The 13,527-nt window shown below is 43.5% G+C and carries 16 protein-coding genes; 9 read left to right on the top strand and 7 right to left on the bottom strand.

From position 1 onward, the window contains the following. Nucleotides 1–616: 616 nt before the first annotated feature. Nucleotides 617–1,276 carry a helix-turn-helix domain-containing protein gene (locus tag MHI51_RS21810; protein WP_036676012.1) on the top strand — a complete coding sequence of 220 codons (660 nt, stop codon included), beginning with the start codon at nt 617–619 and terminating at the stop codon, nt 1,274–1,276. Nucleotides 1,277–1,398: 122 nt separating this feature from the next. Further along, the gene (locus MHI51_RS21805) at nt 1,399–1,707 is read left to right on the top strand and encodes a hypothetical protein (protein ID WP_036676014.1); all 309 of its coding nucleotides are present in this window, start codon (nt 1,399–1,401) and stop codon (nt 1,705–1,707) included. A gap of 181 nt (nt 1,708–1,888) precedes the next feature. Here the strand turns inward: MHI51_RS21805 and sda are convergent, their stop codons facing one another. The 5 genes from sda to MHI51_RS21780 all read right to left on the bottom strand — a co-directional run bounded on the left by sda (nt 1,889) and on the right by MHI51_RS21780 (nt 3,929). Further along, the gene (sda, locus tag MHI51_RS21800; RefSeq protein WP_081383395.1) at nt 1,889–2,062 is read right to left on the bottom strand and encodes a sporulation histidine kinase inhibitor Sda; all 174 of its coding nucleotides are present in this window, start codon (nt 2,060–2,062) and stop codon (nt 1,889–1,891) included. Between the two features lie 220 nt (nt 2,063–2,282). Then, complete coding sequence (locus tag MHI51_RS21795) at nt 2,283–2,618, bottom strand: LytTR family DNA-binding domain-containing protein (protein ID WP_036676016.1); 336 nt, start codon at nt 2,616–2,618, stop codon at nt 2,283–2,285. 21 nt (nt 2,619–2,639) lie between these two features. Continuing rightward, a complete protein-coding gene (locus MHI51_RS21790) occupies nt 2,640–2,759 on the bottom strand; it encodes a cyclic lactone autoinducer peptide (RefSeq protein WP_139329854.1) in 120 nt (39 codons plus the stop codon). Further along, nucleotides 2,756–3,283, bottom strand: coding sequence for an accessory gene regulator B family protein (locus tag MHI51_RS21785; RefSeq protein WP_179087046.1), 528 nt, complete (start codon nt 3,281–3,283; stop codon nt 2,756–2,758). Before MHI51_RS21785 ends, MHI51_RS21790 begins: the two co-directional genes overlap by 4 nt. Next, entirely contained in the window at nt 3,264–3,929 is a 666-nt protein-coding gene (locus MHI51_RS21780) for a hypothetical protein (RefSeq protein ID WP_179087045.1), read from the bottom strand. Before MHI51_RS21780 ends, MHI51_RS21785 begins: the two co-directional genes overlap by 20 nt. 137 nt (nt 3,930–4,066) lie before the next feature. On the opposite strand from MHI51_RS21780, the gene MHI51_RS21775 reads away from it, so the two are divergent. Continuing rightward, a complete protein-coding gene (locus tag MHI51_RS21775; RefSeq protein ID WP_076277663.1) occupies nt 4,067–4,585 on the top strand; it encodes a DinB family protein in 519 nt (172 codons plus the stop codon). Nucleotides 4,586–4,649: 64 nt separating this feature from the next. On the opposite strand, the gene MHI51_RS21770 is transcribed toward MHI51_RS21775, so the two are convergent. After that, nucleotides 4,650–5,219, bottom strand: a complete 570-nt coding sequence (locus tag MHI51_RS21770; protein WP_036676019.1) for a thymidine kinase — start codon at nt 5,217–5,219, stop codon at nt 4,650–4,652. Between the two features lie 135 nt (nt 5,220–5,354). On the opposite strand from MHI51_RS21770, the gene MHI51_RS21765 reads away from it, so the two are divergent. From MHI51_RS21765 to MHI51_RS21755, 3 genes are read left to right on the top strand one after another with little or no spacing between them, the layout of a single operon-like run. Next, on the top strand, nt 5,355–5,585 hold the full coding sequence (locus tag MHI51_RS21765; protein WP_036676022.1) for a hypothetical protein: 231 nt from the start codon (nt 5,355–5,357) through the stop codon (nt 5,583–5,585). Between the two features lie 17 nt (nt 5,586–5,602). Beyond that, nucleotides 5,603–7,336 (top strand): ABC transporter ATP-binding protein, encoded by a 1,734-nt coding sequence (locus MHI51_RS21760; protein WP_076184143.1) that lies wholly within the window; start codon nt 5,603–5,605, stop codon nt 7,334–7,336. Then, complete coding sequence (locus MHI51_RS21755; RefSeq protein ID WP_405173253.1) at nt 7,317–9,170, top strand: ABC transporter ATP-binding protein; 1,854 nt, start codon at nt 7,317–7,319, stop codon at nt 9,168–9,170. Before MHI51_RS21760 ends, MHI51_RS21755 begins: the two co-directional genes overlap by 20 nt. 242 nt (nt 9,171–9,412) lie before the next feature. On the opposite strand, the gene MHI51_RS21750 is transcribed toward MHI51_RS21755, so the two are convergent. Further along, complete coding sequence (locus tag MHI51_RS21750; protein WP_076129486.1) at nt 9,413–9,718, bottom strand: DUF2627 domain-containing protein; 306 nt, start codon at nt 9,716–9,718, stop codon at nt 9,413–9,415. Nucleotides 9,719–9,885: 167 nt separating this feature from the next. On the opposite strand from MHI51_RS21750, the gene lpdA reads away from it, so the two are divergent. From lpdA to MHI51_RS21735, 3 genes are all read left to right on the top strand, one after another. Then, on the top strand, nt 9,886–11,307 hold the full coding sequence (lpdA, locus tag MHI51_RS21745) for a dihydrolipoyl dehydrogenase (protein ID WP_076219293.1): 1,422 nt from the start codon (nt 9,886–9,888) through the stop codon (nt 11,305–11,307). A 141-nt stretch (nt 11,308–11,448) separates the two neighbouring features. Beyond that, a complete protein-coding gene (locus tag MHI51_RS21740) occupies nt 11,449–12,480 on the top strand; it encodes a thiamine pyrophosphate-dependent dehydrogenase E1 component subunit alpha (protein WP_076184133.1) in 1,032 nt (343 codons plus the stop codon). Between the two features lie 3 nt (nt 12,481–12,483). After that, nucleotides 12,484–13,470, top strand: a complete 987-nt coding sequence (locus MHI51_RS21735) for an alpha-ketoacid dehydrogenase subunit beta (protein ID WP_036676034.1) — start codon at nt 12,484–12,486, stop codon at nt 13,468–13,470. Nucleotides 13,471–13,527: the final 57 nt, after the last annotated feature.

The following is a 13,527-nucleotide window of genomic DNA, read 5'->3' as shown; positions in this document are numbered from 1 at the left end:
ATTGTCATACTTTTGCCCGGAATCGTAATATATTTTAATGAATAGCTGCATCTGAGTCCGATAGATGAGCAGAATGGCTGAAATCAGCTTAATAAGGTCTCCTCGGTCCTATGAGGTAGAATTGAGTGAGCTAGGTGAGTAAAGTGATTAAGGTGATTAAGGTGAGTCAGGTGAGTCAGGTGAGTCAAGTGATTAAGGTGAGCCAAGTGAGTTAGGTGAGTTAGTTGCGTCAGGTGAGCCAAGTGGAGCAAGGTGAGTAAGGTGAGCTAGGTGAGCTAGTTGAACTAGTTGAACTAGTTGAACTAGTTGAGTTAGGTGAGTAAGGTGAGCTAGTTGAGCCAAGTGTGCCAAGTGTGTAAAGTGAGCAGAAAGCGGAAGGTAAGACCAAGAAGATGGATGGGGCTTAAGCAGAAAGTAAAACTGAGGTGAGTAACGAGCATATTCCAAATCCTTACAGACGAGCGCTGAGTCTTTTTCCTGTATTTTGTAAAGATAGGGTTATATTGGGCGTGGAATACTGGGAATTACTCTTCAGAGGCAAGTAAAAACAAGGAATAATTGTTATTAGCCAACACAAATTGTTATGTTGTGTTATGATAGTAGGGAGGTGACTCCCATGAATGATTTTGAGAACTATCCCGATGAGCTGGGTAATTTCATTCGGCACATCAGAAAGACGAGAGGGTTAACCTTAAGAGGACTGGAAGAAAAGAGCGGTATAAGTTACTCACAGCTTAGCAAAATCGAACGTGGAGAGAGCATTCCGCTTAAAGACAATCTGGACAAGATCATTGAAGCGCTTGGAACGGATCTGAAGAATCGGATGTACCATTTGGCAGATTATATGCCAGATATTGAATATATCAAGACCTTGAAGCAAGGATATGAGCTGCCACAGCTCAAACAGTCTCAAGATTACATCTACGAGACAGCCTTTAACAAGCTTAAGGAATTCAGAGCGAAGGAAGGGAAAGAAACATCGTACGTTTCCTTTGATTCGAATGAAGTTATAGTTTACGAAACGGAATATGGGGCAGGAATGGTAATAGAGAAGATTGAGAAATACAATCTGACCGATGTCCTGAACGATAAGTTTGAGGGTAACCTCGACTCCTTAAGAAAGAGCCCCCGTAAAGGGCGTCAAGCCTTTCTATTTGGCGAGTGGCTACGGGAGTGCGTTTATGAACTGAAGGAAGAGGAACAGGATCAGGTCATACAAGCACTTAAAGAATTTACTCAGTTTAAAGTACAACAAATAAAGGGTGCTTATAAATAATGTATGCCTTTTGCTAATGATCTCAAAAATGAATGAATGTTGCCCTTTCTTGCAGCCATCTATTCATCTTGATCCATAAACTAACAACTAAAAATGGTTTGACAGAAAAGGGGATATTAATAATGAAAATTAACATGAAGTTTACCAGCAAGGGCAAAGTCGCTATAGAGAATTTTAATAACGAGGAATTGCTGGAGATCTTCGCACGTTACATCAAGACATTATCCAAAAAGTATGACATCGAAGTTGATGTTCCTCTTGAAGCGAATCAAAACATTGTTGGTGATGGTGCGGTAATCGCAACTGCAAAAAATGTGAAATGTGATGTTGAAACTTTCTTTAAAGAATTGGGCAGAGATATCAAAGTTCCCTTGAAGAAAAGACTCGGCGGCAAATTGGAAAATGTTTTCAAAACAGAAATTACAGAATAGAGCATTATTTTTATCTCAGATTAACCATCATATGTGCATATAAAAAAGGTAGGGCCGCGGAGGCTCTACCTTTTTTATGTTAATGTAGTTGACTTAAGGCGACCTAAGGAGCTTATTGTTGGTTGAAGCTGAAGAAAAATGTGTACCATGCGTCAGTGTGAATTTAATGGGGAAGGGGATGTTATATATTTTCAGAATCTATGAGATTTCTACTTCTCATGATCTCTTTAATAATTTCAATGAAATCCGGTAACGCATGGGCATCAATCGCTAGCTCATAGATTCTTAGTAAATCCTCGTCAGATATAGATTCCAGAGATGAGGGCCGTGGAGAGGGATGAAAATAGTAATTCATTATGATCCTCCATCATTAATTGTTTTTATTATAGGTTTATCTATATGGTATCATTTGGAATAGAATCCGTCTCCTGTCATTCATCCTACGAATTTATCTTTACATTTGAGGATTATTATGGCATAATGTGCGAATTTGAGGAAAATGCTAAAAAGTTTCAATTTTTAATAAAATAATCCCGGCATGCGTGAACATGCCGGGATTATTAAAAAACTCAATTTTATTCTGACGGTTTTTTCTTTTGTGAAGCAAGATACTTCTTAAGGCGAGGTTCATTGGATTCCGAAACAGTAGTGAACTGCGTACCTTGATTAAAGCATACAATCTTCCGCCCGGGATCATAGCCTTCTATGTTGTTGATATTGACGACATTGCTGCGGTCAAGGCGTTCGAATCCCTTACCCTCATACGCTACGGAAAGATCGGAAAGCGTGGTGGGGAGAATAAATTCGCCTTCTTTCGTATGGACGAATATTGTATTTTTATAATTCGAGAAATACAATATATCTTCCTCTAGAATATCACTAGAGGAACCGTCTTTCTGTAAGACACGCATCTTTTCCCCATCCTTGTTTAATTACTTGCGCAGTTCTTTTGGAATTTCAGGGCTGTAAGCTGCTGGTTTTAGAATTTTTGTAAAAACTTGAGCAGAAGTACCCAGTAGGTTAGAAGCATAACGAGCTAAGGTTTTTTTCATCTGATTGACCTCCTTTGTAATGGGATTATAACTGTAAAGGATTGAACTAAAAATGCCAATCCAATGACAGACGAATGGATCCAAAAATTCAAAGAAACCAGAATTATGGAAATGATCTTTAAACCCAAATACCATTCTTTGGGGATTTGAGCATTAGCATCAGGATTCGGAGCACATAAGATCATTACAAGTAAAGAAAAAAGATTAATCCAAATCAAATAGTTATGTATTAGATAGGTAATATGAGGGATAAGTGAACAGATAAAGATAGATACAATATTGCAGGCTCTTGCGGATTTTAAATGCACACCACCAGATGACATTCTTAGGAGTATGAAGCTGAATAAGGCTAAGAATGTTTCCTTTAGCTGTCCAGTGAGCCCGCCAATGCATAACGAAGTCATAATAATTAATAAAGTATTCATAATAATGCTAAGGGCATAATGCATGATTTCAATAGAATGCGTTTGCTCTGGATTACTTTTCTTAATGAACTCAACAATTTTAAGAGATAAATGATTCATAATTATTTCTGTCCTTTTTGTATGAGAAATATAGATATCCCCATAATAGTATTCCATAGAGAAATGGGATTATGAAAAAGAAACGAGATTCAAAAAAGTAGTTGAGTGAAGTAACGACAATTATTGTAGGAAGATTAAGAGCGAATAATATTTTTTCATTAGTCGTTGGTTTAATTTTTACATCGGGTTTATCAGGTACAAAGTCATATCCAATACGTTTATGACCTACATACTTACCAATGAGAATCGCGGTTAATGCTGATAAAACCTGCATTGTAATCATGTTTTTGGTAATCGGATTCAAGATATTTAGAGGCATGATGATTACAGAGTTTAATAGATACATAAGACTGGTCTGAATCACCAAGTATGCTTGATAGGTCATCCCGGTTAATATAGAAGCGTAGAAGGGATGAATCCGGAATAACATCCACATAAAACAAAACATTAGTGCATATTGTGAGAAAATATCTAATGGAAACATCCCATAGTTGATCCTAATTGTATAAGAACAAAAGCCCATAATAAAACTAGCAAACACCATCTCTTTATGATATAAATCAATTTTGAAGATTTTGAAAGCCAGAAAAAACATTGCATAAGTCTCTAGTATTGAAAATATCATAAAAAGAATAAAATCTAGCATGCCGACACTCCCGATGACTTCTAGTTTAACTAACCCTATTATTGCAAGTATCGTATAAAATGAGCTAAAATACAACAACTACAGTATAATTTTCCTCCTATTTTTTCAAAAAAATTCAAAATGAGAGGGGTTTAGACATGGATCGACGTCCAGAAAGCAGTGAGTATCTCAAAGAATTATCAAAATATGTCTATTTAGTGCCAGCTGAAGGAGACATCATTACTATTTTTAGAGAGCAGACGGATGAGATTTGCACTTTTATTTCGAATCTTACGGAAGAACAAGGGGACTATCGTTACGCTCCGGAGAAATGGAGTATCAAGGAAATGGTCGGACATCTGGCTGATACCGGAAGAATCATGTCCTACCGTTTATTGTGCATCGCCAGAGGGGATACGACTCCACTGCCGGGTTTTGAAGAGAAAGACTATGTACTTACCGCCAATTTCGAAGCGCACACTTTAAAAGCATTGCTGGCCCACTACAAGCTTGTTCGAGAATCGACATTACTCCTAATGGAAACTCTGCCGGAGGAAGCATGGATCAGGAAGGGAATAGTTAACGAGGCTACTCTTTCTGCGAGAGCTCAGGCCTGCATTATGATTGGACATGACCATCATCATTTGAATATTCTTAAAGAAAGATATTTAGGGTAATATCTTCTTAATCAAAAAAGCATTCCAATAGCCTTTATGGCTTTGGGATGCTTTTTATACACGGCTATAGCGGTGGATTCTTGTGACATTTACGGCATACCGGATAGTAAGCTTCATTGCCACCAATCTGGATTTGCTTGCCGCTATATACGGGCTTGCCGTTTTCTACTCGTAGAGCCATAGTAGCTTTGCGCTCGCAGAACCAGCAGATCGTCTTCATTTCCTCAATTTTATCAGCGTAGATCAGCATATATTTGCTGCCTTCAAATAACTGATTCTGAAAATCATTTTTAAGTCCGAAGGCCATTACCGGAATGCCCAGCTCATCAACGATACGCACTAGCTGGAGAATACATTCCTTGCTTAGAAATTGACATTCATCAATAAGTACACAGTGTGGTTTAGGTTGGTTACTGCTGACGATATTATAAATATCTGTGTTCTCATCGATGGGGATTGCTTGTTTCCGAAGCCCAATACGAGAAGAAATAAAACCAACCTCGTCCCGGTCGTCTATGGATGGAGTGAAAATGAGCACCGATTTCCCCTGCTCTTCATAATTATGTGCAACCTTGAGTATCTCAATAGATTTACCACTGTTCATTGCTCCGTATTTGAAAAACAATTGTGCCACTTCCATCTATCCTTTCGTAAAAACAATGATCATATCTTAAAAATGCGACCATATTAGAGTATCATATTCGGATCGGATGTATCCAGTGAAAACATTGCGATTGATTGGATGTGGTATGATAAGAGGTAATAAGAGATGGGAAAGGAAGTAATAAGTGTGACTGAAAGATTAGACGAATATAAGGAACGGTTAGCTCTTTTGCAGCAGAATGGAGATTTATCCAGTGACACTGAAAGCTTGCTGGAAGAAATGATGGCGGATTTGGTGGAATTGAATCGGAGTAATAAAGCACTGCGTCGAGCAATACTGAAAACTGGACAGGCTTCCACGATGTCAACTCGGTTAAGGGATGCACTGTACGAATAGAAAAAGAGGGTATGCGAATGGCTTTGATTTTCTCTTTTCTCAAAAAATATAAGGTAGCTGCAATAGCTGCCCTTGTAATGATGCTCATTGAATTGACGGTAGAATTATCACAGCCTTTGATCATTTCCAAAATCATTGACTTGGGGATCCGAGAAAAAGATACCTCTGTAGTATGGCTGTGGGGCAGTGTATTGATCGGCAGCGCGGTAGTTGCGTTTACAGCCGGGGTACTCAGTTCTTTTTTTGCTGCCCATGCAAGTCAGAGCTTTGCGTTCGATCTTAGGGACAAATTGTACGAAAAGGTACAGTCTTTTACGTATGAAGTATTTAATCGTTTTGCTACTTCGTCACTGATTACCCGTCTGACTGGCGATGTATCACAGCTGCAGGATACTATTTTTATGAGCTTGCGCTTTATGACACGGGTGCCACTTGTTGTGGTAGGCAGTGTGATTATGGCGTTAGTTGTTCATGTGAAGCTGGGATTACTGCTGACGGTGGCGTTACCTTTGTTGATTTTTTTCCTCTACTGGATTATGAGAAAAGCTTCCTTGTTATTTCGTACGGTCCAGCAGCGTTTAGACGGAGTTAATGGCGTGATTCAGGAGAACCTTACGGGTATTCGCTTGATCCGCGTATTTGTGCGTATGGGGTATGAGATTGAACGTTTCACGGTATTTAGCGGGAATTTGATGAGATCAACAGTGTCTGCCTTGCGTTTGACTGAGACGACGATGCCTTTTGTTATGCTTATTGTGAATGCGGCGATTTTGGCGATTTTATGGTTTGGACGGATAGCCATTTCCAGCGGGGATGCTACTTTGGGTCAGACTGTTGCTGTTATTAATTACTCCTTGCGAACAATTGGAGCGTTATCAGCTATCTCTGGTCTTGTTGTAACGTTTTCCCGCGCTCGTGCCTCCTCTCAACGTGTTTCAGAAGTTATGGAAGCGGGAGCTGGAGTTCGTGAAGGCGGGACTTTGCAAGGTGAGCCGATTCAGGGCCACGTTAAATTTGAAGGCGTTTGCTTTAAGTATCCTAATAGTGATATCTCTGTCCTGGAGGACATTCATTTTGAAGTAGCTGCTGGTGAGCGAGTAGCGATTATGGGGGCGACCGGATCAGGAAAATCCTCACTCGTGAGTTTGATTCCGCGCTTGTATGAAGAGACAGACGGCACCATTTGGATTGACGGTGAAAAAAGTGCCGATATCGATATTTCCAGACTGCGGAAATCGATAGGTTATGTGCCTCAGGAATTGCAGCTTTTCAGCGGATCAATTCGCGATAATATTGCATGGGGCAATGAACACGCCACACTGGAACAAATCCAACAAGCAGCGGGAGCTGCACAAATTCACGAGACGGTAAAAGGGTTGCCAGATGGTTATGACACGATGCTTGGTCAACGAGGGGTTAATCTCTCCGGCGGACAAAAGCAGCGGTTAACGATTGCCCGTGCACTTGTTAGAAAACCGGCTATGTTGATCCTTGATGACAGCACCAGTGCTCTTGATGCGGTTACGGAAGGGCTTTTGCTGGAGGCGTTAAAGGATATCTCCTGTACAACCTTTTTGATTACTCAGAAAATCAGTTCAACGGCATCAGCCGATTTGATCCTGTTGCTGGATGAGGGACGATTAATTGGCAAAGGCTCGCATAAGGAGCTTATGGCAAGCTCCGAGCTGTACCGCAAGATTTATGAATCACAGGTAGAGGAGGCGAAGCAGCATGTTCAAAGCATTAATTGAACCTTTTCGTCATCCTAAACCGAATTTTGAACTTGGCGTGGGACGAAGTCTAGGGACAGCATCTGGCGGCAAAGCAAAGGCGAAGGATTGGTCAGGGACGCTGATCCGGATCTGGAGTTATCTAGCTGAGCGTAAAGCCAAGCTTATTCTTGTACTGATCATGGTTGTCTTCAGCTCAGCGCTAGCGCTGCTGGGGCCATACATGATTGGCAGAGCGGTGGATAATTATCTGGAAGGTACCGGCGGGCGATCATGGGTTGTTTTTCTGACAAGCCTTGCTTGTGTGTACATTTTTTATTCTCTGACTTCTTGGCTGCAAAACATATGGATGATCGAAATTGCTCAAGAAACTGTATTACGGATGCGTACGGAGCTATTCTCCCATTTACACCGTCTGCCTATTTCCTTTTTTAATCGGAGACAGCAGGGGGAAATTATGAGCCGTCTTACCAATGATATCGAGAACGTCAGCTCTACGTTGAATAGCTCGGCTATTCAGATATTTTCAAGTGTTTTAACCTTGCTAGGAACCGTAGGGGTTATGCTGTGGCTTAGTCCCTTGTTGACGCTGCTCACATTCCTCGTAGTGCCTTTGATGTTGTTAGGCATGCGCTGGATTACACGCCGTACAGGCCCACTATTTAAAGAACGTCAGCGCAATGTAGGGGAGCTTAACGGTTATATTGAGGAAACCTTATCCGGACAACGGATTATCAAGGCTTTTTCACAAGAGGAACGCGTCATCTCTGGTTTTCATGAACGCAACAAGCGAATTATGCTGTCAGGCTACTGGGCGCAGTCCATTTCTGGTTTCATCCCCAAGCTTATGAATGGTCTTAATAATCTCAGCTTCGCCATAGTTGCAGGAATTGGTGGTCTGCTTGCGATCCGTGGGTCGATTACAGTGGGTGTGATCATCGTATTCGTGGAATATACCCGCCAGTTTACTCGTCCGCTTAATGATTTAGCGAATCAGTGGAATACCTTGCTCTCAGCGGTGGCAGGGGCCGAGCGGGTGTTTGAAGTGCTGGACGAAGAGACCGAGGCTAAAGATGAAGGTGCAGCCAAATCACTTGAAACTGTACAGGGTGCGGTGAAGTTTGAAAATGTAGCTTTTTCTTATGATGGAGGTTCTAACACGCTGCAGGATATCAGCTTTGAAGCGAAGCCTGGCGAGATGATCGCTTTAGTTGGACCTACCGGTGCAGGCAAAACAACGCTAATTGGGCTGTTATCCCGTTTCTATGATCCTAATCAGGGGAAAATCACGCTGGATGGCTTAGATATCACTTCGATTCGGCGGGAAAGCTTGAGAAGTCATATGGCCTTTGTATTGCAGGATTCCTTTTTGTTCAAAGGGAGTATCCGCGATAACATCCGATACGGGAGGCTGGATGCGTCCGATGAAGAGGTTGAAGAGGCGGCTAAGCTGGCCAATGCCCATTCTTTTATTATGCGAATGCCCGAAGGTTATGAACGGATGCTCTCGGCGGATGGCAGCGGTATAAGCCAAGGGCAGAAGCAACTGCTCTCCATTGCGAGAGCGATTCTTGCTAACCCCTCTATGCTTGTGCTTGATGAAGCAACCAGCAGTATTGATACAGTGACCGAGATCAAGATTCAGGAAGGGCTGCAGGCGCTGATGAAAGGGCGAACGAGCTTCGTCATTGCTCATAGACTTGGCACGATACGTGCAGCTGATCGAATTCTTGTGCTTCAGGGCGGCAGATTATTGCAGCAAGGCTCTCATGAAGAGCTGCTGAAGCAAGGCGGACTGTACAGCGAGTTGGTACAGGGGCGGCGGAAAGAGGCGCTTGATAAGGCGGGTATTTAAGAAAAAGGCGAGAATTTTCAGGTAGCGCAGATTGCGTCCATGAAGTTCTCGCCTTTATGTTATTTATGATAGATAACGAGCACCAGATCGGGTGAGCTGGGAGGGTTTGAATGTGGGGAAATCTATTGTACAAATTACAATCAGCAGGGTAATAAGGCTTGATTGTGTGCGATTCGAGATTCAGATGATCAGGTGAATAAATGATGAGATGAAAAAGCTGATCCTAAGTTTAGCATAGCCTCTTAAGAGATCGTTTCCTGCGTTCCGGCTTGTTTCGCCTTTTGCTTCTCCTTGAACCTTGGACCTACGTAATTCTTCTTACGGTCCCTAGCCAGAATCCAGCCACCAAGGAAAGTCATGCCAGCTGCGAAGAGCAGCAATCCACCACCGAAATGCAGCCAAGCAAAGTGGGGCACAACAGAATCATCACCATGCATGGATATGTAATCAAAAATATCATCCTTCATCATGAGGAAGCCCTTCATTGCTATTAAGCCCGGAAACACAAGAATAAGGATGGCAATGAAGCGTGAAATTAACAGTTTCATAAGTGTCTCCTACCCCTCTTAGCCCTTTAGATTCACCCATATGATAACGCTTTAGCAAGAAAAAGTCCATTTGCATATGACGTTTATAAGTTTTGTAATAGAGCAAAAAGAGAGTACAATATACTAAGTAAAATGAACTTACGTGTAATGACTGGAGGATACATATCATGACAATTTCATGTGACGTGGCCATACTTGGCGGAGGTACTGGAGGGTATGTGGCGGCTATTCGCGCTGCACAGCTTGGAAAGTCCGTTGTCGTCATCGAAATGGACAAACTGGGAGGAACCTGTCTGCATCGGGGCTGCATTCCTAGTAAATCGCTGCTCCGTAGTGCAGAGGTATATGCTGAAATCAATGAGAGTGAGAGCTATGGCATTGAGACAAGCGGTGTACAGCTGGTATTCCCAAAGGTACAGAAACGCAAAGAAGCTGTAGTTGAGCAACTTCATCAAGGCGTACAATATTTGATGCGCAAAAATAAAATACAAGTTGTCAAAGGTAAAGGGCGCGTAACGGGTCCTTCTATTTTTTCTCCGCGCAGCGGTGCTGTAGCTGTGGAACTGGAAGATGGGGAGATGGAAACAGTAGTTTCCAGCCATCTTATTATCGCTACGGGCTCACGCCCCCGAGTATTGCCTGGTCTCGAACCAGACGGGAAAGTGATTCTTAGCAGTGATGAAGCGCTCATGCTCGAAGAGCTGCCATCCTCTATCATCATTGTGGGCGGTGGTGTAATTGGGGTCGAATGGGCTTCAATGCTGGCTGATTTTGGAGTGCAGGTGACTGTGGTTGAAGCGGCAGGTCAGTTACTGCCTCAAGAGGATGAAGAGATAGCTAAGGAACTGCAACGGTTGTTGAAAAAGCGTGGGGTTAAGGTACTGACTGAAACTACAGTGGATGCTGCAACCTGCCAGGTAACGGAGGATGGAATTTCGATCGAAGCCCGTAAGGGAGAGCAAAGTCAAAGCCTAACGGCAGAAAAATTGCTTGTATCCGTAGGCAGAGTCGCCAACATCGAGAATATTGGTCTGGAAAACACAGACATTCGCTTTGACAAAGGGATTATTGCTGTAAACGCTAGTATGCAGACGGCAGAGCCGCATATTTATGCCATTGGCGACTGCATCGGTGGGCTTCAATTGGCTCATGCAGCCAGTCATGAAGGGATAATGGCGGTTAACCATCTATCTGGTGAGAAGCTACATCCTTATCATACACATTTAGTACCACGTTGTGTCTATACTCGGCCTGAGGTAGCAAGTGTGGGCTACACCGAGAAGGAAGCTAAAGAGCTTGGACATGATGTAGTGATTGGCAAGTTCCCATTCTCGGCCATTGGTAAGGCAATTGTATATGGCCAGAAGGATGGATTTGTGAAAGTTGTAGCGGATCGTAGCAGTGGAGATATTCTTGGTGTGCAGATGATTGGTCCTCATGTGACGGATCTAATTGGAGAAGCGGCCTTGGCACAGCTTCTGGATGCAACACCTTGGGAGATTGGTGAAGCTATACATGCTCACCCTACCCTTTCGGAGATTATCGGAGAAGCAATGTTAGCTGTGGATGGAAGATCTATTGGATTTTAGTTTTTCTTAGCTTTTCTTTTTGGGTAGAAAGGGATTATAATATACTCAAGTCAAGTCTTAGTACCAGGTTTTAAGATCAGGGCACAATTGGTCTTAATTCCTGTAAGACTTCAGGCTTTATGAATAAGGAGGTATCTCTTTATGGAACCCCAAGGTACTGTAGAAACGATTAACAGACATAAGCAGCTTGGACTTAGTGACGGCCAGGTCATCGATATGTACAGATATATGTCGCTCGCTCGTAAATACGATGAGCGCAGTCTGCTGCTTCAGCGCGCTGGCAAGATCAACTTTCATGTCTCCGGTATAGGCCAGGAGGCGGGTCAGGTGGCGGCGGCGTTCGCGCTGGACCGGCAAAATGATTATTTTTTACCTTATTACCGCGATTATGCTTTCGTGCTTTCAGTGGGTATGACTACACGCGAACTTATGTTGTCCGTATTCGCTAAGGCAGAAGATCCAAACAGTGGTGGGCGGCAAATGCCGGGTCACTTTGGCAGCAAACGTCTGCGTATTGTGACAGGGTCAAGCCCTGTAACCACGCAGGTCCCTCATGCGGTTGGCTTTGCTCTGGCGGCCAAAATGCAGAAGAAGAAATTCGTCTCCTTTGTAACCTTCGGTGAAGGTTCCAGCAATCAGGGGGATTTTCATGAAGCTTGTAACTTTGCCGGAGTGAATAAGCTGCCGGTTATTATCATGTGCCAGAACAATCAGTACGCAATCTCTGTTCCTGTTCATAAACAGTTAGGCGGCAAGGTTAGCGACCGTGCACTGGGTTATGGATTTCCTGGTGTGCGTGTAGACGGAAACGATCCGCTTGAGGTTTATCGTGTCGTTAAGGAAGCGCGGGAAAGAGCCCTCGCGGGTGAAGGTCCTACGCTGATTGAAGCGATGATGTACCGTTTATCTCCACACTCCACCTCAGATAATGATCTGGCTTACCGGACCAAAGAAGAGGTTGATGAGAACTGGAAGAAGGACGGCGTAGCAGGATTCCGTAATTACTTGATCGGTCTGGGATTGTGGAGTGACGAGCAAGAACAAGATCTTGCTGCTGAATGCAATCTTGAGCTTAAAGCGGCTATCGAGTATGCCGATAATGCTCCGTTCCCGAAACCGGAAGACACACTGCTGCATGTATACAGTGATTCCGACCTCAAAGGAGGGGCATAAACCATGGCTATAATGGAATATATCGATGCCATCAGGCTCGCGATGAAGGAAGAAATGGAGCGCGATGATTCCGTGTTCGTGCTTGGTGAGGACGTTGGTCTCAAAGGCGGCGTATTTACCACAACTAAAGGTCTACAGGAACAGTTTGGCGAAGAGCGGGTTATGGATACACCCCTCGCTGAATCAGCGATTGCTGGTGTAGCCATCGGAGCAGCTATGTACGGAATGAAACCAATAGCTGAAATGCAATACTCCGACTTTATGCTTCCGGCGACGAATCAAATTATCAGTGAAGCGGCTAAAATCCGCTATCGTTCAAATAACGATTGGAGTTGCCCGGTTGTCATTCGTGCTCCTATTGGCGGCGGGGTGTTCGGCGGTTTGTATCATTCACAGTGTCCAGAATCGATTTTCTTTGGTACACCTGGATTGAAGATTGTAGCGCCTTACTCCGCTTATGATGCTAAAGGATTGCTGAAGGCAGCCGTACGTGATCCTGATCCGGTGCTTTTCTTTGAGAACAAAAAGTGTTACAAGCTGATCAAGGAAGAAGTGCCGGAAGGAGATTACACCGTTCCAATTGGCGAAGCTAATCTGCTGCGTGAGGGAACGGATATTACGGTGATTGGCTACAGTCTCCCGCTGCATTTTGCTATGCAGGCTGCGGAAGAATTGGAACGCGAGGAAGGAATTACAGCACATATTCTTGATCTGCGTACCTTGCAACCGCTGGATCGTGATGCGATCATAGCTGCTGCCCGTCAGACCGGTAAGGTATTGATTGTGCATGAAGATAATAAAACAGGCGGAATTGGCGGCGAAGTGGCGGCCATTATCGCTGAGCATTGTCTGTTCGAGCTGGATGCACCAATCTTCCGTCTTTGTGGTCCCGATGTTCCGGCGATGCCAATCAGCCCGCCAATGGAGAAGTTTTTCATGCTAAGTAAAGAAAAAGTGAAGGCGGAAATGCTCCGGCTGGCACAATATTAATTTGTTGAGTAGATGCGAAGCTTCCTAAAACTCAGGTGATGCTGACGAAGCTTCGTA

Source organism: Paenibacillus sp. FSL H8-0260 (assembly GCF_045040625.1).
Lineage (GTDB): Bacteria > Bacillota > Bacilli > Paenibacillales > Paenibacillaceae > Paenibacillus_AQ > Paenibacillus_AQ odorifer.
This window is presented reverse-complemented; position numbering and strand designations above follow the sequence as displayed.